The 21,150-nt window shown below is 38.3% G+C and carries 13 protein-coding genes and 6 pseudogenes; 8 read left to right on the top strand and 11 right to left on the bottom strand.

What is annotated here, in order from left to right; genetic code table 11:
• Positions 1-221: 221 nt before the first annotated feature.
• The 5 genes and pseudogenes from WG932_RS02930 to WG932_RS02950 all read right to left on the bottom strand — a co-directional run bounded on the left by WG932_RS02930 (position 222) and on the right by WG932_RS02950 (position 6,042).
• Positions 222-1,154, bottom strand: coding sequence for an SLC13 family permease (locus tag WG932_RS02930; protein ID WP_483086892.1), 933 nt, complete (start codon positions 1,152-1,154; stop codon positions 222-224).
• Positions 1,115-1,992 (bottom strand): annotated as a pseudogene (locus WG932_RS02935) (SLC13 family permease). The gene WG932_RS02930 and the pseudogene WG932_RS02935 overlap by 40 nt, the downstream one beginning before the upstream one ends.
• A gap of 6 nt (positions 1,993-1,998) precedes the next feature.
• Positions 1,999-3,309, bottom strand: a complete 1,311-nt coding sequence (locus WG932_RS02940; protein ID WP_483086893.1) for an acyl-CoA dehydrogenase family protein — start codon at positions 3,307-3,309, stop codon at positions 1,999-2,001.
• Positions 3,285-4,292, bottom strand: a complete 1,008-nt coding sequence (locus WG932_RS02945; RefSeq protein WP_483086894.1) for an acyl-CoA dehydrogenase family protein — start codon at positions 4,290-4,292, stop codon at positions 3,285-3,287. The genes WG932_RS02940 and WG932_RS02945 overlap by 25 nt, the downstream gene beginning before the upstream one ends.
• 320 nt (positions 4,293-4,612) lie before the next feature.
• A pseudogene (locus tag WG932_RS02950) lies at positions 4,613-6,042 on the bottom strand (alanine/glycine:cation symporter family protein).
• 584 nt (positions 6,043-6,626) lie between these two features.
• On the opposite strand from WG932_RS02950, the gene WG932_RS02955 reads away from it, so the two are divergent.
• Both WG932_RS02955 and WG932_RS02960 read left to right on the top strand, forming a co-directional pair.
• Positions 6,627-7,454 (top strand): CvfB family protein, encoded by an 828-nt coding sequence (locus WG932_RS02955; protein ID WP_483086895.1) that lies wholly within the window; start codon positions 6,627-6,629, stop codon positions 7,452-7,454.
• Between the two features lie 177 nt (positions 7,455-7,631).
• A pseudogene (locus WG932_RS02960) lies at positions 7,632-8,553 on the top strand (ROK family protein).
• Here WG932_RS02960 and WG932_RS02965 read toward each other — a convergent pair.
• The 3 genes and pseudogenes from WG932_RS02965 to WG932_RS02975 form a co-directional block, all read right to left on the bottom strand.
• Positions 8,543-8,934: pseudogene (locus WG932_RS02965) on the bottom strand (hypothetical protein). The pseudogenes WG932_RS02960 and WG932_RS02965 sit on opposite strands and share 11 nt — an antisense overlap.
• 89 nt (positions 8,935-9,023) lie before the next feature.
• Positions 9,024-9,848 (bottom strand): hypothetical protein, encoded by an 825-nt coding sequence (locus WG932_RS02970; protein ID WP_483086896.1) that lies wholly within the window; start codon positions 9,846-9,848, stop codon positions 9,024-9,026.
• Positions 9,845-11,323, bottom strand: a complete 1,479-nt coding sequence (locus WG932_RS02975) for a hypothetical protein (protein WP_483086897.1) — start codon at positions 11,321-11,323, stop codon at positions 9,845-9,847. Before WG932_RS02975 ends, WG932_RS02970 begins: the two co-directional genes overlap by 4 nt.
• Positions 11,324-11,605: 282 nt before the next feature.
• Between WG932_RS02975 and WG932_RS02980 the strand changes: the two genes are divergently transcribed.
• The 6 genes and pseudogenes from WG932_RS02980 to WG932_RS03005 all read left to right on the top strand — a co-directional run bounded on the left by WG932_RS02980 (position 11,606) and on the right by WG932_RS03005 (position 17,874).
• A complete protein-coding gene (locus WG932_RS02980) occupies positions 11,606-11,878 on the top strand; it encodes a TetR/AcrR family transcriptional regulator (protein WP_483086898.1) in 273 nt (90 codons plus the stop codon).
• The gene (locus tag WG932_RS02985; RefSeq protein WP_483086899.1) at positions 11,875-12,177 is read left to right on the top strand and encodes a hypothetical protein; all 303 of its coding nucleotides are present in this window, start codon (positions 11,875-11,877) and stop codon (positions 12,175-12,177) included. The genes WG932_RS02980 and WG932_RS02985 overlap by 4 nt, the downstream gene beginning before the upstream one ends.
• Positions 12,178-12,220: 43 nt before the next feature.
• Positions 12,221-13,333 (top strand): efflux RND transporter periplasmic adaptor subunit, encoded by a 1,113-nt coding sequence (locus tag WG932_RS02990; protein WP_014021938.1) that lies wholly within the window; start codon positions 12,221-12,223, stop codon positions 13,331-13,333.
• Between the two features lie 6 nt (positions 13,334-13,339).
• Positions 13,340-13,645: an efflux RND transporter permease subunit gene (locus tag WG932_RS02995; RefSeq protein WP_483086900.1), complete on the top strand. Its 306-nt coding sequence runs from the start codon at positions 13,340-13,342 to the stop codon at positions 13,643-13,645.
• An 11-nt stretch (positions 13,646-13,656) separates the two neighbouring features.
• A pseudogene (locus WG932_RS03000) lies at positions 13,657-16,466 on the top strand (efflux RND transporter permease subunit).
• Between the two features lie 46 nt (positions 16,467-16,512).
• The gene (locus WG932_RS03005; RefSeq protein WP_483086901.1) at positions 16,513-17,874 is read left to right on the top strand and encodes an efflux transporter outer membrane subunit; all 1,362 of its coding nucleotides are present in this window, start codon (positions 16,513-16,515) and stop codon (positions 17,872-17,874) included.
• A gap of 595 nt (positions 17,875-18,469) precedes the next feature.
• Here WG932_RS03005 and WG932_RS03010 read toward each other — a convergent pair.
• The 3 genes and pseudogenes from WG932_RS03010 to WG932_RS03020 all read right to left on the bottom strand — a co-directional run.
• Positions 18,470-19,756 (bottom strand): annotated as a pseudogene (locus WG932_RS03010) (outer membrane beta-barrel family protein); the annotation flags it as partial.
• A 17-nt stretch (positions 19,757-19,773) separates the two neighbouring features.
• Positions 19,774-20,127, bottom strand: a complete 354-nt coding sequence (locus WG932_RS03015) for a hypothetical protein (protein ID WP_483086902.1) — start codon at positions 20,125-20,127, stop codon at positions 19,774-19,776.
• Positions 20,108-20,839: a carboxypeptidase-like regulatory domain-containing protein gene (locus WG932_RS03020; RefSeq protein ID WP_483086903.1), complete on the bottom strand. Its 732-nt coding sequence runs from the start codon at positions 20,837-20,839 to the stop codon at positions 20,108-20,110. The genes WG932_RS03015 and WG932_RS03020 overlap by 20 nt, the downstream gene beginning before the upstream one ends.
• Positions 20,840-21,150: the final 311 nt, after the last annotated feature.

Raw genomic sequence — 21,150 nt, forward strand, 5'->3', positions numbered from 1 at the left:
AATAGTGGGGCATTGTTGCTGAAACAGGAACAATGCCCCTATTTTATTTAAACCCGATTTAGGTAGAATAAAATCTTTTTCTTTACGAAATCACTTTAAAATCAGCCGCCAGTTTGCAGTTGTACTTCATCATAGCATGGTTTTTTTAACATCTTCAAGCAACCTGATTTTTTCGAGATAGCACTACTTATTACGAACCTTATTCATCCAAATTAAATTGACTAGAGTGGCCAAACCCATAAAATCATGGGAATGCTTACCACAATTACAATAAGGGTTAGTGGCAAACCTGGTTTCCAATAATCACCAAATCGATAGCCTCCCGGACCCAATACCAGTGTGTTTGATTGGTGTCCTATAGGTGTGAGAAATGAGGACGAGGCTCCTATGGCTATGGCCATTAAAAATGGATCAGCAGAGAATTCTAAAGTGGAAGCTATTTGTAGAGCAATCGGAGCCATCAGTACGACAGTTGCAGCATTATTTATTAAGGCAGATAGCAGCATGGTGGTAAGCATTATTAGGCCTAGGAGAGTCCATGTTGGTAAATTTTCAGCACTTGCTAATATTAAACGGGTAACGGTATTGGCTGCTCCACTACTTTCAAATGCATGACCTACGGGGATCATAGCCCCAAGCAATACAATTACAGGCCAGTCGATACTGGAATACAGATTTTTTAAGGGAAGAATTTTACTAAAAACCATACCCATGGCTGCCAAAGTAAATGATATGGCAACAGGGAGCCAGCCTAATACTACTGCAATTATAGATAGAACGAAAAGAGAAAGGGCCAAAGCAGTCCGTCTTGGTTGACCTATCTTTATGCTTCTCTTGGCTAGAGGGTAACATTGCATTTCTTTAAAAATTTCCGAGATCTTGTCTCTTCTCATTTGCAACAATAATACATCCCCCGAGCGAAAGACTTCATGATCGATTCGCTTTATTATAGTCCTGTTTCCTCGGGATAAGGCCAAAAGGTTAACATCAAATCGAGAACGCATATGAATACTTGATGCTGTCTGACCAATCAATGATGAGTTCTCTTGTATGATTCCTTCAGTATTGACGATTTCATTTTTATCTACGATTTCTTCCAAAAAGTCTTCATCTCCTACCAAATCAACCTGGTATTTATTAATAAACTCTTCCAAATCATCAGTATTAGACTCCCCAGAATAAGAATATCATTCGGGATAAGAATAAAATAGGGGCTAGGAGCGTGAATTCTGACCTTGTTTCTTACTACTCCTAAAACTTTGACATCTAATTCTTTATCGGCTGTGATGTTTTTGATAGGCTTGTTTTCCAAAGTAGAATTTTCTCTAAGGATAATTTCTGTAATATAGTTTTCAATTTTGAATAAAGCCTCATCGGATAGGCTGCCTCTTCTTGTAGGAATCAATCGCCAACCAATTGTAGAAATAAAGATTACGCCGGATATAGCCACCACGGCACCTAAAATAGTAAAGTCAAACATTCCAAAGGCTGCCTCTCCAGTTTGTTTTCGAAATGCAGACACGATGATATTTGGAGGCGTACCGATAAGAGTTGTGAGACCACCCAGTAAAGAAGCAAAGGCTATGGGCATCAGGATGATTGAAGGAGAATAATTGTGCTTTCTTGCTAGTTGTATGGCAACAGGCATAAATATAGCTAGGGCTCCTATATTGTTCATGAATCCCGAGGCTAAAGCAACAGCACTTGACATGGCAGCGATCTGTAGGCTAAGGTTTTTCCCACCTTTTCCATTAAGGCAACGATTACATTTACTATGCCTGAATTCTCTAGACCCTTGCTTACAACAAGTATAGCGGCTACTGTGATTACAGCCGGATGACTAAATCCTAAAAAGGCACTTTCATATGGGACTAGGCCCAGTATAGCCAATAAAATTAATGCAGAAAGCGCGACAAGATCATACCTGATCTTTCCCCATATAAAAAACAATAGGGAGAGACCTAGAATTACAAATACCTGAATTTCTTCCATATATACCTAGGTGGCGATAGGGGCTGCAAGACAAGCATCCGGAATATTAAATGCATTGACCAATGGGACGGCGTCCTTACGCATATCCCAGCACAATTGGTTCACCATTTTTCGGATGGCTTTGGATTTACCACCTTCCATATAGCCTTGCTCCAAATACCATCCATTGTGTTTCTCTATCTGATGCAAGGCATAAAGGTCGCAAAGTTGCTTTAGAACTTGCTTAAGTTCAGGGTCGCTTGTTTGCTCAATTTTTTCTATAAATTTCTCTAAAACAACTCTTTCAATAAATGCGAGACTTAAAGTATAAAGGTGATGTTGGGCAACATTCACCGCATCAAATGGATCCATCCCTTCACTCATTAAGCGTTTTAACCTATTGGCTGCAGAATTTAGAATGCTGTTTTCTCTGTAATAAAAAGCATTCATGTGAAATTCAGAATCTAAAAGGTGAGCCTCGCCTTTATTTCTGGTGATAATTAAATTCTTTTCGGTTAGGCTTGTTTTGGCTTTGGCTACCACATAGTCTATGATGGTAAACAAATTCATGTTTTCAAACTGTTCTTTGTATGCACTAAGCCGACTCTTGGCTACAAGTTGTAGCAATACTGTATTATCTCCCTCAAATGTGGTGTAAACATCTGAGTCATTTTTTAATGCATCAATCCTGTTTTCAGATAAGAAACCTTTGCCACCACAAGCTTCTCTACATTCTTGTAGGGTCTCTGTATTGTGCCAAGTAACATAAGATTTTAGCCCTGCTGCCAATGCCTCAATTTCTTGCATTTCTTCTTCTTTCCTATTCAAAAAACGGTCAGTTACGTACTCCATGGCAAAGTGACAAGCATAAGTTTTAGCCAATAAAGGTAGCAATCTTCGTTGGTGCATTCGGTAGTTGAGAATGGGTACTTCTGCTGTGCCATCAGGCCCAAACTGCCTTCGTTTATCCGCATACCGTATGGCAATGGTTAGTCCGGATTTTGAGGCAGCAAGAGCTGAGCGGGGAATTCCAATCCTTCCGCCTACCAAGGTCCCCAACATGGTAAAGAACCTCTTATTGTCACTTGCTATAGGACTTTGAAAATTTCCCTTCTCATCGACAGATGAAAATCTGTCCAGCATATTTTCCTTGGGTATTATGATAGAGGCAAAACTTATCAAACCATTATCTACGCCATTTAAGCCCATTTTTCTTCCGCAATCGGTGATAGAAATGCCCGGTAAAGTTTTGCCTTCTTCATTTCGCAGTGGAACAATGAAAGTACTTACTCCATAATCCTTTCCATTGATGATTAGCTTGGCAAAAACAGTGGCCATCTTACCGTGAAGGGCTGCATTGCCGATGTATTCCTTCCTAGCATTAATATGGGGGTATGGATTGTGAAGGTTTTTTCTTTGTGATTGTAAGTGGCAGTGGTTTCAATCCCTCGTACATTTGAACCATGATTGGTTTCAGTCATGGCAAAACAACCCGGAAGTTGTAAGCTTCCTATATCTTTAAGGTATTTTTCATGGTGTTTTTTAGTTCCCAAGGAAAATACACTCATTCCCCATAATCCAAATTGAACCCCAAATTTAATTACAGTACTTAAATCCCGATAACTCAGGGTTTCCATTACTGTAAAATATCCTTCCATATCATCAGCTCCTCCATATTCTTTAGGAAAGCCTATGGATCCATAACCTTTATCAGCCAGCATCTTGCACCATAGAAGTACTTGTTCTCTGTATTCTCTTAAATTTCCCGGGTCTACATAATCAAATTCCTTTTTAGAAATAAAAGATTTGACTTCATCAATTAGTGGTTTTCTTTTGCCATCTAAAAGGTATGTCAATTTCTCTGTGGCAAATGCTGTTTGGGTTTCATAGGATGTAGAGATATTGGAATGAATAGACTTAAAAGTCAAGGCTGCAGATTTACCGATGATTCCCAGTTGATTTTCCAGCTTTCCCAGTTCAATTTCCGCTTTTTCAACAGGAAAAGTTTCTGCGAAAATGGGGGCATTCTTTTTTAAATCCACACCGATACTTGAAAGGTGAGGGTACGATTTTTCCTCAGCAATTGCCGATTTAATGGTTTGCCACCACATCTCCAACTCCTCTCTAGATGGTGGAGATTCAGGGTCGAGTTTATTGGTAAGGTATTCTCTATCTTCTTTGCTCAACCAATCAACTTTATTAAAAAAAGACTGAAAAGCCTTGTGTTCATTGTTTGTAATATTGGCATCTGACCACACCTTATATAAGGTGGGGAGGAGAACAAGACTTCCATGGGTTGGTTGAGAAAGTTTCTTTTCCATGCTAAATTTGGGTTTAAGATTTAATACTAATAAGATAAGAAATTATTGCTATGCATATCAATAATCCGACCAAAAAACGAATTGCCGGGAATTAAAATGGAAACCCGACAAGAGTCATGATACCAAATCTAGTCACCTTTTCATGGGACTTCCTTAAAGAAAATAAGAAGGTCGAAAAATAAACTATCAACCAGAGTCGATGAGAATACTTGTCTTATTAGTGGGCTATATTTTTTAGAAAGTATAAGACTACTTTAAAATACCTTAACCAACTTTTAATGATTAAAGTGGTACCTAGAAGTAAAAATATTTAGCCTTAATCAATTGATTTTATCCCATTCTTTAATATTTTTTATATCTAGACTATTTGAATCAAAAGTAGGATCCAGTCCTTTTTTCCTTTGATCTACATAGTCTTTGAGGGCAGCCATTGCAGGTTTTCGAAGCAATATAATAGCTATCATATTGAGCCAAGCCATAATCCCAACGCCAATGTCACCTAAAGTCCAAGCCAACTCAGCAGTTCTCACAGTTCCATAAAAGGTTGCTATTAAGAGTAAAGCTCTTAGTGCAAATAAAGGCCAATCGCGGTGCTGATCCTTTTGAAGAAAACTTAAGTTAGTCTCTGCGATATAATAATAAGCCATGATGGTAGTAAAGGCAAAGAAAGCCAGAGAAATGGCAATAAAACCTGCCCCCAAGTTAGGGAAATGCTCGCTGATAGCGTATTGGGTAAATTCCGGGCCGTAGGTAACGCCCGGGAGATTTTCTACTAAAAATCCCCCTTCCGGATTGATTACATTATATTGACCTGTAAAGAGGATCATAAAAGCAGTTGCAGTACAAATGAAAAGAGTATCAACATACACAGAAAATGCTTGCACTAACCCTTGTTTAACAGGGTGACTTACTTCAGCCGCAGCTGCAGCATGAGGAGCTGTTCCTTGTCCTGCTTCATTGCTGTAAATTCCTCTTTTGATACCCCATGAGATTGCCATGCCAAATATACCACCAAATGTAGCTTCAGCGTTGAATGCAGATGTTATGATCAATTTAATTACGCCAGGGATTTCTGTGAAGTTCATGGCCATTATAATTATGGCCATTATTATATAGGCCGCAGCCATAAAAGGAACCACTATTTGTGCTACCTTTCCTATACGTTTAACACCTCCAAAAATGATTAGTGCAAGAAAACCACAAATTACCAAACCTGTGATCCATACAGGTACATTAAAAGCATTTTCTACACTTATGGCAATACTATTACTTTGAACACCAGGCAAAAAGAAAGCCGTGCTAAGAATGGTGGCAAAAGCAAATAAAACTGCATACCACCTGATTCCCAAACCTTTTTCTATATAAAATGCAGGCCCCCCACGGTACTGACCATCTTTAACCTCCTTAAACATCTGTCCTAGGGTGGCTTCTATAAAGGCAGAAGCACTTCCTAAAAAGCAATGATCCACATCCAGAAAATGGCTCCCGGGCCTCCCATAGCTATGGCAGTTGCTACACCTGCAATATTTCCTGTTCCCACTCTACCGGAAATGGCGATAGCAAAGGCCTGAAAGGAGGTAACCCCCTTATCAGAAGATTCTCCACCAAACAGTAATTTGATCATTTCCTTGAAATATCGGATTTGAAGAAATTTTGTAACAAATGAAAAATATATTCCGACACCCAGGCAAAGTACAATTAAAGCATTACTCCAAATGATGTTGTTAAGGGCGTGTATTATAGACTCCATATTGATTGTTTGGCTTAAAAGAATATTTGTTACACAAAGAAAACCTAAATTAGGTGTAATAATAATTTTGAAGGTAAAAAATTGATCACCAATGACGAATTTACTATAAATATATCGTTTTGAATGCTTTTAAAACGATGTAGGGGCTGCACTACTGCTTAATTCTTGCAAAATAAGCATGTTTTATAATCTGCCCGCTTGTAGGTAGTTCTTGAATTCTGGAATGGAATTACTTGATTAAAATTACCCATTGTTCATTATCCAGTGTAGGTATACTTCATTACAAAATATCCCCTTTCCTTATAGTAGAGGACTAATTCATAATAAAAGGGCAGCCACTCTATTTATGGAATGATATGGTAGGGATCCATCAGGGTGCTGTTTGGGAGAAATGGAACCTATTCTTACTATGAGTGAAATTAAAATAAAAAAAGGCCCATAATAGATAACTAAGTTCGGAGTGTTATAGCTGGGCAAGTGAATATTTTAGGAGCAACTTATTTGATCCTCGCTAAATCCCTATTAAAAATCATTACCTTTGTCGCAATTTGTAGTCAATTACAAACCATACGGAAATACTAAATATGAAAGAATTAGGAGTAATCAGTACCTTACCGATCAATAGATTTACGGACAATGGTGCTTATCTTGCTTTAAGTGATGGAAACGAACTATTGATTCCTAAACGATACCTTAGCGGAGAAGAGAAAGAAGGAGACTTAAAGGAAGTATTTATATATACTGATAGTGAAGATAGACCTGTTGCCGTTACAGACAAACCATTGGCATTGTTGGATCAATTTGCCGTAATGGAGGTAAAAGATGTTACAAGTATTGGTGCTTTTCTAGATTGGGGATTAGAGAAAGATTTATTTCTCCCAAACTCTGAAATGCGCCAGTCTGTATCTCCTGGGGATAAGGTTTTGGTGGTAGTTTGTGTAGATCATCGAACTTCTCGTTTGATTGCCGTAAGTAAATATGAGGATTTTATTCTTTCCGATACGAGTGGATTTAAAGTTGGGGAGGAAGTGAGTGCTTTAATTTTTGATCTATCCGATTTAGGCTATAAGGTTCTTGTCAATGGTTTTTATGAGGGATTGATTTATGCCAATGAAGTTTTTAAGCCTCTAGAAGTAGGGGATACGGTTAGGGCATTTATCAAAAAGATCAGAGAGGACAATAAAATCGATTTGATCATTACTCCAATAGGACGTCAGAAGTTTGACGAAGGTGCTGACCATGTTTATGATAAACTTAAGGAAGATGGTTTTATCCCATTGACTGACAAATCTTCCCCTGAAGAAATTAAGGAAGCTTTTGGGATGAGTAAGAAGCATTTCAAGCAATGCATCGGTCAATTGTACCGAAAGAAAATGATTGTGATTAAGGAAGACGGCATTTATAAGGTTTGAGGCCTCTCCTAAAGGTTTTTTTTAATTATATTATTGATTAAAGGATTTGAAAGAAAATCTGCTATTTTTGCCCTATTCATGTATTTTGTTGGTCAGCGTGAGGTTTGCTGTTACTGATCGTTGATCAAAAGCTTGACTTAGCGGTATTTACATCTTGAAATTTGATTTGAGTATAGAATGGATAACAAAACTGAAGTTTTTTTAGGTATAGATGTGGGGGAACCCACGTAAAAATAGGTCTCGTTGACACCAAGGGCCAAATCATTGAATTTGGCAAAGAAGATACAGGCTTGTTAAGGAAAAGTGCACAAGGATTTAACAAGGCCTTTGTAGAAGTGGTAGGGAAATACCTGGAGAAAAACCCCGAAGTAAAACATGTGGGTATTGGGCTACCCGGCCTTGTAAGTAAAGATAGGACGACGACCCTGGAAATTCCTGCGATTTCTGAATTGAACGGGTTCAATCTTAAGGAGGCACTTTTAGAAAATTATCCCGATATCATTTTCCACTTAGAGAATGATGCAAGTGCAGCAGCCCTGGGAGAATTTCATTTTGGTAAAGGAAATACTTCAGACGATTACCTATTCATTACTTTGGGTACAGGTATTGGCAGTGCTTTGATCCTTGATAGAAAAGTGTTTAAAGGAGTAAGAGGTAATGCCATGGAGGTAGGACACATGCTATCCCGAGGAAATAGCAGGTTAGAGCCATTGATCGGCAGAAATGGAATATTGAATATGGCCAAAAAATGATGGAGGAATTTCCTGATGAAATTGGTGAGATGGAAGGCCAAGAACTTGGTATTCACCTATTGGTTGCTTCTGCGAAAAACAATAATGGTATTGCATTAAGAACTTTTGCTGAACTGGGAGCAATTTTAGGAGAAGCACTTGTTTCTACGATACGAATACTTGATGTTACTGAGATTTATTTTGGTGGTGGTATATCTGCAGCCCTGCCTTTTATCAAGCCCCAGTTGGAGAAAACAATTCGTCAATATTTAAGTGCTTACTACCTTACAGATTTGACCTTGTCTAAAGCCACACTAGAAAACGATGCAGGCACACTTGGTGCAGCTGCATTGTGTTTTATGGATTAAGCGTTGTAACGGTTACTTCACTAACCTTATTAATAGCATTGAGTCGAAAAAGAACCTTTAACGGTTCTTTTTCTGTTTTCTGTTCACAACGATCAGAAGGTTCTAAAAAATAAATAAAGAAACTTTGACTTTTGTCTACAAGTTCTACCCTGTCCGGTCGTCCAAAGGTGATGATAATTTCCTGGTTGTTTTTGGCTAAAAAGTATTTTTTAATTTCTTAATCTCCTCTAAATCCTGTATGCGTAAGCCAAGACATCCGTTTCTGTCTTTCTTCCAATTTTCTATATTTATATCACCTGTTTCTAATTTTCCTGAACATGCATTTACAGAAACTAGCAAGAGGAAAAGACAAAGGTATTGGAACAGCGTTTTGAAATTCATGAGTAAACAATAATGGTAACAAATGTTACCACAAAGCTAGTGGGAAAGTTTGGTTGCTTTATAAGGAATTAAAAAAAACACTGTTTTTATTAATTTAAAGTAAAGGGTTGAAATGCAGTCAAAGTATGATTTTTCCCTTGATAGGTCATGATAACATCTTGATCTGTTTCCACCTGATCAATAGAATTATCGTTTAATTGTAACATAAAGCGGCATTTTTTGCTGAAAACCACATCCGATTTTCCATCTGCATCCAAGTCCATGGCATCACCTTCTCCTCCTGCAATATTGATTCCACGGTAAAGATTTCCTTTTATCTCAGCAAGGGGAGTGGTGAATCCATTCGCCGTCCATTTGAAATTTTCATGCATTTTTGAACTACTCATGTCACTGGAAGTTTTTGGATATACCATAAGGTCGATTGATTCTTCTTCACTTTCAAACCTGATAGGTTTTAACCAACCATAGGTACTTTGAATAGAAGGAGCGTCTGATACTATTTTTATATCTTTATTTAAACCTATAAAAGATTGTTGATCACCATTTTTAGAATATCCCGTTTGAGCAATATTATTTGATATTGATGTGATTAGCGGCCTGCCATCATTTTCCAGCAAAGGAACTGTTAATCCAAACTGATGACTTTGCGCATTTTTTAATCTTGTAACCAATAAATCCGGAGTTAATATAAATTCTTGGCTAAAGTATGGCCCCCCTCTTCCGGTTACGTAGGTGTAATGTATGGTAAACCTCACCAATAAAGGGTGTACAAACTTTATCTCCGCCTCTGCACGATAGGTGGAGGGTACATCTGCAATTCTTACCCAATGTCCTCTTTCCTTCCATTCGGGGCCAAAGCTAATTCCTGATTGAGGCCCATAGCTATCAACGTGTGTCCCGTTATCTGTTTTCATTTGATAAGTGGAATTTTTTGAATATAATGTTTTCCATCAGATGGCCCCAATCTACCATCCCATCCCTGCTTAACCATTCTTACGGTGCCCAAAGGTGTCCAACTCAAACCATATTTGGGTACCGAAGCTCCTCTGAGGTTGACCATAACTTGAAATCCACCGGCATTGGCAAAAAATGCTCCAAAGCTATCGTCTGTAGTGAAAGCATAACCACCAATCTCTGCAGGTGAAGGGAATTCAGGGATTTCATTTTTTCGACTGATCCATGCTTCTGCCAAATGTTGAACCAATGCACCGGTATAATTGCCCCACTGACTGGCGGGCTGATAGCCAATCCGATCTTTAGGGTCGAAATGGTTTTTGGTAATATAAAAAGAGCCCTTGAATGGACCTGAATCTCTCTGCCAGCGATAAATGCTCTTAAAAGCTAAATTAGCTGCTCTTCTGTATTGACCGGCCAGGTATTGGTCACCATTCTTCCAAGCATCTTCCGCCATCACTTCAAAAGCCAATTGGTACAATACATCATTAAATATATGGTTGTCTGTTCTACCATTTGGTGGAGCCTGACCATCCGGAGATTGAGTATATAGACTAGTATAAGTGCCTTTTCTGATTGCCTTCCATATTTCAGGCGAAGATGGGCCATCGTACCCTTCTGTTGCTAATGCGATAAGGTTACCTCTACCCACTGCTTCCACTGCTAAAGATTGTGGATCACTGCTCCAATCTTGGTACATATTCCATTTGTCGTTGACAATTCTAATTTTTTGACTGTATTGGTTCCAAGCAGTTTCTATAAATTCAGTTGCGAAACTTTTGTCGCTTAGCTTATGGTTGACCCTGTTCCATTCTCCTTTCATGGCATAGGTTCTCCAATTGTTAATTCTGCCATCAAAATTTTGCATTACCACTTCTAATGGGGTTCGCATTCTTTCAGTCCAAGTTTTAAATTGATCCTGTGATACATGGTTTTTGTAGAATTGAAGGCTATTGGTTAGTGGACTAATAAAAAATTCCCCGTGCTCGTCAGGAATAGCTTTGCTTCCTTTAGAAAAAGCCAAGGTGCTATGTTCCATCGCTTTAATTCCCGCAGCCTTCAGATGCTTCCCTTTGCCTGCTTTCAACAAAACCCCTACTGCAAAGGCAAAATAAGGTGTAGAATATTGATGTTCTCTTTTGAGGTAGGGATCTATGATTGCCCCTGATGGGTTTTGGTTAATCGCCATTACCTCACAAGTTGCTTCAATCAACTCGAGAAAATCATTTTTATCCACCTTGGATTTATCCCAAGGTTTGACACTAAGATGAAAGGCTTGACCAAATTTTGCATCATTGGTATGGGTTTGAGAAAAGGTGTTGTTGATAATGAAAACAAAAAGATAAATTAACCAAAACCTTGGTTCCTTATAAGGGATAAAATAGTTCATTATTAATCTGGGTTTACCGTTTTTAATTGATGGTATAGAAGTCATTTTTTAAACCTTACTATAGATAAATCTAATTGGGCTCAATTATTCATAATGGTATATTTTATTTTGAATATAATCAATTTTGTCAAATTATGCTCTCTTTGAAGGGTGAATGTCTATAGATAGTACTTTTAAATTGGTAAAATATTCTATTGTATTTTGATTTATAATAAGGTTTAACAGATAAAAAATCCTTTTTTCTTTATAAGTATTAGTATTTATTCCTTGGTAGCCCAAACTCTAGTTCTTAGTTTTGCGTATAGAATGAACGTTCGATCTAAAGTTATGAAGAATATAAAAGAGTTCTCGGAAAAAGAGATAGCCATCTACGAAGGTGCGCTTGAACTTGTAGCAAAATATGGTTTTCATGGGACATCAATGAGTTTATTGACCAAGGAGGCTAAGGTTTCTACAGGAACGGTTTATCATTACTTCTCAAGCAAAGATGACTTAATGAAAAAATGTATTGTTACTATCGTAGCAAAGTGGAAGCACATGTTTCAAGTCATTTGCAAGGGGAAAAAGAATACAAGCAGAGGTTTTATTCCAGATGGATGACATTGTACCTTTATTATACCCAACACCCTAAGGTTTTACAGTTTTTTGAACAGTTTATTAATTCTCCTTACAATCAGGAAAAAAGTCCACATCATTTTACCGGAGCCTATTTTACCTTTCTGAAGGAGGGAGTTGACAAAAAGTACCTCAAACCTGCCAAGCCTGAAATTTATGTGGCCATGTATATGGGGAGCGTAATAATGGCTTCGAAAATCAATGTCTTCGGTTCGATTTTATTGGATGAAGGAGACCGAGAATTGTTGATTAATAAGTTGTGGTACGGAATGGCAGATGTATAAGCGTAATCAAAATTTTTAACTAGCATAATAAATTAATATTTAAATGAACAAATTTTCTTTTGTATTACTCATCATCCTTGTGGTGTTGGGTCAATCCTGTTCGGAAGGAGAACCAAAAAACATGGCAACCCAACAGGCCCCAAGCATACCTATTCTCGAAGTTCCCAACAAAACCCTAACAGGTTATGATAGCTATCCGGCCAGCTTGGAAGGGGTTGTAAGTAGTTCGGTTAGGGCAAAGGTATCAGGCTACATTACCCAAGTTTTAGTTGACGAAGGCGAAGCAGTGAAAAAAGGACAAGCTTTGTTTAAACTTGAAACTCAGTCATTGGATGCCGATGCAGCAGCTGCTAAGGCCAATGTAGCCGCCGCAAAAGTGGATGTTGATAAGTTGAAACCTTTGGTAGAAAAAGGAATTATCGGTAGTGTTCAACTCAAAACAGCTGAGGCGAGGTACAATCAAGCATTGGCTACTTATAATAGCATTTCTGCCAATATTGATTATGCTACCATCAAGAGTCCTGTTTCCGGTCATGTAGGGGCAATTCCTTACCGTCAAGGTGCTTTGGTAAGTCCTACCGATCCATTGACTACCGTTTCTCAAGTAGACAATGTTTTTGCATTCTTTGCCATGAATGAAAAAGAGTACTTAAACATGCTTCAAATTACACCCGGAGAAAACCTTGATGAAAAATTAAAGAATATGGAAGAGGTGGAGCTTGAATTGGTTAATGGTCAAATTTATTCATACAAAGGAAAAATTAAAACCGTCACAGGCCAAGTTAATCCATCGACAGGGACAGTAAACTTTAGGGCTACATTTCCTAACCCCAACCGCTTGCTCGCACATGGCAATAGTGGGAAAATACGCATACCCAAAATCTATGAAAATAAGCCCATAGTCCCGGAAGCATCAATTTTCGAACAACAAGGTAAAACTTACCTCTATAAAGTAAGTGAAGATGCGGTAGTAGAAGAGGTTTTGATAAAGGTTGAAGCCAAAGTAGGTCAGTTTTTAGTGGTTGAAGAAGGCCTGAACCAGGGAGATAAAATAGTTTATCAGGGAATTGATAAGGTAAGAGGAGAAATGAAAATCTCACCTCGTCTAGTTCCCTTTGATAGCGTAGCAGGAAAATTAAAAGTAGCTTTTAAATAAAATAAAATGCTCAAACAATTTATAGACAAACCGGTACTATCCACAGTAGTTTCTATATTAATTCTTATTCTCGGAGTATTAGGTTTATTGGCATTGCCCGTCAGCCAGTATCCGGATATAGCCCCACCCACAGTGAGAATTACGGCTTTTTATCCGGGGGCAAATGCCGAGACAGTGTTGGAAAGTGTGATTATACCCATAGAAGAACAAGTAAATGGGGTGGAAGATATGGATTATATCACTTCTACTGCAAGTAACAGTGGAACAGCTACAATTCAGGTTTTTTCCGGCAAGGAGTGGATCCGGATATAGCGGCTGTAAACGTGCAAAATAGAGTTGCCCGAGCAAATCCTTTATTGCCGAGCGAAGTGGTTCAGTCAGGGGTGATTACCCAAAAACAGCAAACCAGTTCATTAATGTTTTTCACCATGGTGTCCGACAATCCTGAATACGATGCCACTTTTATTCAGAATTACCTTAATATCAATGTCATTCCTACTATAAAAAGAATCAAAGGAGTGGGAGATGTGACGGTTTTTGGTTCGAAAAATTACGCCATGAGAATTTGGTTAAAACCAGATAAACTTACAGCTTATGGTTTGATGCCTGCCGATGTTACCGCGGCCATTAATGAACAAAGTTTGGAAGCGGCTGCCGGATCAATTGGCCAGAATAATGCCCAGGCTTTTGAGTATGTAATAAAATATGGTGGGCGATATAAAAATGAGGCTCAATATGAAGATATAGTAATCAAAGCTTTAGGAAATGGTCAGTTCCTTAGATTAAAAGATGTGGCAGATGTTGAAATGGATGCTCAGGGCTATTCTGTGATGTCCTATACCAATGGAAAGCCCGGTGTGAGTATGGCTGTATACCAAACCCCAGGTTCTAATGCCCAAGAAATCATAGACAATGTAAAAGCGTCTTTGAATGATATGGAGCCTAGGTTTCCAAAGGGGTGTCAATATTTATAAATTTTGACACCAATGATTTTCTAAATGCCTCTATTGCAAAAGTGACCACAACATTAATTGAGGCATTTATATTGGTCTTTATTGTAGTATTTATATTCCTACAGGATTTTAGGTCTACCTTGATACCTGCTATTTCGGTTCCTGTTTCCATAGTCGGAACTTTCTTTTTCCTAAATTTATTGGGTTATTCGGTCAACCTATTGACCCTATTTGCTTTGGTCTTAGCCATTGGAATAGTGGTAGATGATGCGATTGTGGTAGTGGAAGCCGTTCATGCTAAAATGGAGGGCGGTGTAAAAAATGCCAGAAAAGCCACCCATAAAGCCATGGAAGAAATTACCGGAGCCATTATTTCAATTACTTTGGTTATGGGAGCAGTATTTATCCCAGTTACCTTTATTACCGGCCCAACTGGTGTTTTTTATGAGCAATTTGGAGTTACCTTAATGTTGGCCATTGCTATTTCAGCTGTAAATGCTTTGACGTTAAGCCCGGCGCTATGTGCATTATTGCTGAAACCACACGTTGAGGATCAAAATAAGAAACCCGGATTAGCCAAACGATTCTTCAACGGTTTCAATACAGCATTTGAAATTACTACAGCCAGGTATGTGGGTGCATTGAAATTTTTATACCGTTTCAAATGGATTACGGGTGTTATCATTCTTGGGTCTATAGGTACCATCATTTGGGCTGCCGAAAATACGCCGACCGGATTTGTTCCGGAAGAAGATAGGGGGTTAATATTTACAGATATCGTTCTTCCTGAAGGAGCTTCTTTGGATAGAACAGTTGCGGTCACCGATGAATTGATGCAATCTATTGAAAATCTTCCAGGTGTTGAGGGAGGCTCGATGGTAAACGGTTTCAGTTTAATTTCCGGGGAAGGGAGCAATTTTGGATTGGGCTTTATTCGCTTGAAGCCTTGGGAGGAAAGAGGAGCCGATTCATTGTCTGCCCGAGCCCTTATTGGTAAAATGTTTGGAATTGCTGCAGGGATTCCTGGTGCCAAAATACTATTCTTTGCTCCACCGAGTATCCCAGGTTTTGGTGTTTCTTCAGGATTTGAATTGAAGTTTTTGGATCAATCCGGAGGAAGCTTTAATGAACTGGATATTGAGGTCAAAGAATACATGGCCAAGTTGATGGCAAGGCCGGAAATTCTATATGCACAAACGGCCTTTAGCACAGGTTATCCTCAATATGAAATGGTCCTCAATATACCCAAAGCCAAAGAGGCGGGGGTAAGCGTTAGTAGCATATTGGGAACACTTCAGGGATATATTGGAAGTATTTATGCAGCAGACTTTTCTAAATTTGGTAAGCAATATAGGGTTTATGTTCAGGCATTGCCTCAAGATCGAGCTGAAGTTGATGACCTTAAGTCATTGTTTGTCCGCAATAGTAAAGGAGAGATGGCTCCTATTTCTGAATTTCTTTCTCTCAAGCGGGTTTATGGTCCTCAGGCAGTTACTCGATTTAACTTATTTAATTCTGTTGCCATCAACGGTGCTGCGGCACCCGGCTACAGTACAGGGGATGCCATCAAGGCCATTCAAGAGGTTAATGCCACCGAACTGCCGAGAAACTTTGCCGTGGATTATTCCGGTCTGACTAGAGAGGAAATCAATGCGAGTAGCCAAACTACATTTATCATCTTGCTAAGCATTCTCTTTGTTTACTTTATTTTAGCTGCCCAATATGAAAGTTACCTGATTCCATTGGCTGTTTTACTTTCATTACCTGTTGGGGTAATGGGGGCGTATTTAACTACCTATTTCTTGGGAATGGAGGCCAATATATATTTTCAAATTGCCATGGTTATGCTGATAGGGCTATTGGCAAAAAATGCGATTTTGATTATTGAGTTCGCCATGCAACGTAGGGCAGGTGGAGCCTCTATTACCGAGGCGGCTTTTGAAGGAGCAAAGGTTAGGCTAAGACCTATACTCATGACTTCGTTTGCTTTTATTATCGGGTTGTTGCCCCTTGCTTTTGCCAATGGTATTGGAGCTGCGGGTAATCGTTCCATTGGTTCTGGTGCGGTTGGTGGTTTGTTGATCGGTACTGTACTTGGCGTTTTTGTCATCCCTATATTGTTTATTTTATTTCAATGGCTTCAGGAAAAAATCAGTCCAAAAAAAGAGCTAAAGCTTTAGAAAACGCTTAATTACTATGTTTAAAAATAGTCTATATATACCTTTTTTGTTAATTTTATTACCTTCATGTTTTGTGGCTAAAGATTACCAACAGCCCTCCGATGTGATAGATGAAAGTTATTATCGTACAGATTTGCTGTCTGAAGACAGTGTGACAATGGCTGATTATTCGTGGAGAGAAGTGTTTACTGACCCTACTCTGGCTGCTTATATAGAAGAAGGTCTTGCTGCCAATATTGACATTCGAACAGCTTTACAGAAAGTTCTGGCAGCTCAGGCCTATTATAAACAAGGAAAGTGGGGGCAATTGCCCACTTTGTCCGGGACAGGTCAGGCTACACACCAGGAATTGTCAAAAAACTCTCAATTTGGATCCTTCTTTGATGGAGGCATTACCCAATATGAAGTTTCTGTTGGCTTTTCGTGGGAAGCAGACATTTGGGGGAAAATCAGAAGTCAAAGAAGGGCTTTTGAAGCAACTTATTTGCAATCTGTAGCAGCCCATCAGGCAGTCAAAACCAGGTTGATTAATGACATCGCCAACCTATATTTTAGATTGCTGGCATTGGATCAGCAATTGGAATTGACCAATGAGACCATCGACAACAGGGAACAGGCTTTGGAAACAACTGCCTCCTTGAAAATTGCAGGTATAGTTACAGAAGTAGGCGTGAAGCAAACAGAAGCTCAATTGTTTACTGCTAAAGCCTTGAAAGTGGATTTGCAAAGGGATCTCCATTTGACAGAAAATGCTTTGGCAATATTATTGGCTAGATCCCCTGAAGAAATTTCGAGGGGAAGGCTTGAGGAGCAAAGCTTGCCTGAAGAATTTTCAATAGGATTTCCAGTGCAACTATTGCGAAACCGACCGGATGTTTTTGCAGCAGAATATGGGCTGATCAATGCTTTTGAATTGAGTAATGTGGCAAAGACTAATTTATATCCCTCCTTAAGTATTACAGGCACTGGAGGTATTCAAAGTTTGGAACTGGATCAATTGTTTAGTTTGAACTCTGCTTTTGCCAATGTTATTTCGGGAATTACCCAACCAATATTAAATGGAAGAAAATTGAAAACCCAGTTGGAAGTGGCTAAGACTCAACAAGAGCAGGCTTATTTAAACTTTAGAAATACCATACTTAATGCCGAGAAAGAAGTGTCAGATGCATTGTATAACTTTCATGCAGCCAAAGAAAAAGAAGGGCTTTTAAAACAGGAGTTAGATGCCTATAAGGTGGCCATCGAATATTCTGAGGAACTCCTTGACAATGGAATTGGAAATTATTTAGAAGTAATTACTGCCCGAGAAAATGCATTGAATTCTGAAATTAAGTTGATCAACACCAAGTATTCGCAACTTGAGTCCCTAACCAATTTGTACAGGTCTCTAGGTGGTGGTTGGCAGTAACCAATAGTACCATCTTTTATGTTAAGTTATGGGAGCTTACCTTTAGCTTTTAGCGCCTAATTTTAAAAATTCTCCCTTGACCTATTCGATGTAGAGCCATAGGTTAAACCCGAATTATGTAATTGGATTCGTGATAGCCCTTCCCGTGTTTGGGATGTGTTGCAATCGCAAAAAAATAAGGATGCTTGATGATTTTAGCATAGGACAGCTATGGTGAAATTGAGAACAGCAACGACGTACCTGATTTTGGAGTGATATCAGCACTTATTCGATTGTCAGTTGCTTATTTCTGGTTAAATGTCCCAAGAGTAAGATTGGATGTACAGTCAATGTTGCTCTTGGGATTTTATGTGAATAGAAAAAAGACAAATATCCGATGATTCAATCTCAGTTGAATAAGGCATTTTTTTGTTTTTTTCCGCATTGAAAATAGGAAAATCTATTCAATCCGGTTCTTGTAGCCAATTATCTATCCCTAATCTCAGGATTAACCTTCGTCTAAGTCATCAACTAAAAAAAGTTGCCTCAAACATTTGAGGCAACTTTTTTGTTATTTACTTAAAGAAATAGCCAATTTTTACCCGCTGTATGCGCATTAAAAACGTCTTTTCTGGCCACTAAATTCCATGGCTTCTCCTTTTCCAAACCCGTAGCTTAAACCAAAGGTCACAAACCTTCCACGCATACGATGACTGTATTGGGAAAATGAGTCTTGGATGGTTTCACTTTCAAAAATTCTACTTGCAAAAGCGTCTCTTACGCTCAAGTTAAGGATTACTTTTCCTTTCAATACTTTCTTCCTAACCCCTATGTCGGCCATGGCATAACCACTCATTAGGGATTGGAAAGTTTGTCTTTTCGATTGGTAATTACCTACCATTTCCAGGGTGAAATCAGCAGGAAATTCAATTTTAGTAGTCAACCTTGATGACCATTGATCTGCATTAAAATCAAAATCTGTTGATTCGTAAGTACCTTCTCTATGGAAATAATTGTAATTGAAATCCCCGTTAAATGACAACCAATCCAATGGAGTATATTTTCCATTAATTTCCCAGCCGGTGGTTTTATTTGTACCAATATTCATGGGCATAGAGATGGCTATATCCCCTTCAAATCTAGTCACATTTTCCACAGTACTGGTAATGTATCGGTGATAAACGGAAGAGCTTAACGAAAATGTTTTGTGATCAAATATACCTGTAATTTCATAGCTATCCGTTAATTCAGGAAGCAAGTCAGGATTTCCTGTTCTAATACTATAGTTGTTTCTTATATTATAGTATGGGTTTAAATCAAAAAGTCTTGGCCTTGCTATTCTTCGAGAGTAACCGGCTTGAAGACTAAAGTTATCCCTCATTTTATAAGAGGTATGCACCGTAGGGAAAAAATTGGTAAAATTCCGATTGTTTTCTTGGTTGGTTTCTTCTAAGAGGGTAAACAAATCAGTGTTTTCCATTCTTAAGCCTAACTTTATACCCGCTTTTTCACCTTCATAAGATCCTGTACTGTAGATCCCTAAAACTTTTTGGTTGTATAGAAAAGAGTTGGACAAATCCGTTACAACCACCCACTGATCGTTTTCCCAATTACTGATAGAATAGTCATTACCAACGTCTGTTATCAGGTATTGCCCACCGGTTTCAAAAGTAATTTTTTCAGTAAAAGGTTGGGTATAATCCGCCTTAAAAGTATATTCCACCTGTCCAAAGTCAGTTTGGGTTTGCTGTTGGTCACTCAATGCTTCTTCTCCAAATTCGGGTGTATTGTTAAAGGAAGATTCTTGATCTTTCGAAAAGGAACTGCCTAATGCACTTATTAATAGAAAATGATCTTTTTTATCAGAGAAGTCTTTTTTGTACTGCATTTCAAATTGCCATTTTGGGTTGGTGGCAGAAGTTACTTCGTCCCTTTGCCAAGCGAGGAAACCACATTGTCTGCTCCTATAGCACTATAGTTTATCAAAGAAGTTTCTGATTCCCACTCATAAGCAAAATTACCGGTGAGGGAAAGGACATTATTGTCATTTATGTGATAATCTGTTCCCAAAATTACATTTAAGAAGGATTCCCCCTTATCTCTTTCTCCAAAGTTGTTTATTTCAGTATTGGCTGTTTCATTTCTATTATAACCTTTATAGTTCTCAGGGAATTTTCGTTTACCAACCCCCACTTGACTGAAAAGGTTGAATTTTTCAGTTCTTTTATTTAAACTAAAACCTAAACTATGGTTATCAGGTACGCCAGTATTCAATGAAACAGAACCATTGATCCCTCTTTTTCTTCTTTTTTAATACGATATTGATAATGCCTGAAGTTCCTTCAGCATCATATTTGGCAGAAGGGTTGGTGATAACTTCAACACTTTCAATCATATCGGCAGTCAATGTGCCCAAGGCACTTCCTCCATCGCTTGTCAATACCGATGGCTTACCATTTATCATGATTTGAACCCCACCTGCTCCTCGTAGTTGAATTTGTCCTTCTATATCTACTGTTACTGATGGAACATTATTTAGTACTTCAAGGGCGCTTGCACCTGTGCTACTTAAGTCTTGCCCTACATTAAAAATTCTTTTGTCTAGTCTAAATTCAGTAGAAGACCGTTCTCCACGGATTACCACTTCATCCATTAACTTGCTGTCTTCTTCCAACAAAATTGTCCCGAAATCTACTTTGCCATTACTTATTTCATATTCTTCAATGGTCTTAGAAATGAAGCCGATAAAACTAATTTCAAGAACAAAGTCATCCTCTTGTGTAATGAGCAACAAACCACCATCAGCCTTTGTAGTAGTTCCTACCAATAGACTACCAGAGGTTTTGTCCAGTAACTTAATGGTTGCAAATTCTATGGGGCTTTTACTTTTGGAATCCACCACCTTCCCGGATACTTCAATATCCTGGGCCAGTGAGGTAAATAATGTCACAAACAAAACCGTGACAAAAGTTAGAAGTCTTTTCATGTAGTTGAATATTTTCGGTTTATAATTTAAATTTGATAATAAATTCGCAATACTTATAAAGTATTCGGTAAACGGCTCTATTTATCTGTCAAACGACATAATTTTGATTTATATGAAAAGCTTGTTGTTTACAGGAATATAATTGGTGTTCAACCTTAAAATTTGCCCAATGGGTTACCTAATTCTTATATTTATATTATGAATAGGCAGCCTATAGTTCAACATCTATCTAAAAAAGAGTTAATTTTTCAACTAATATTACATGCTTTGGTGTTTAGTTTTTATGTAATTGATAGCAGTCATCCCAACAA

This window comes from Cyclobacterium sp. SOCE241 (assembly GCF_056867545.1).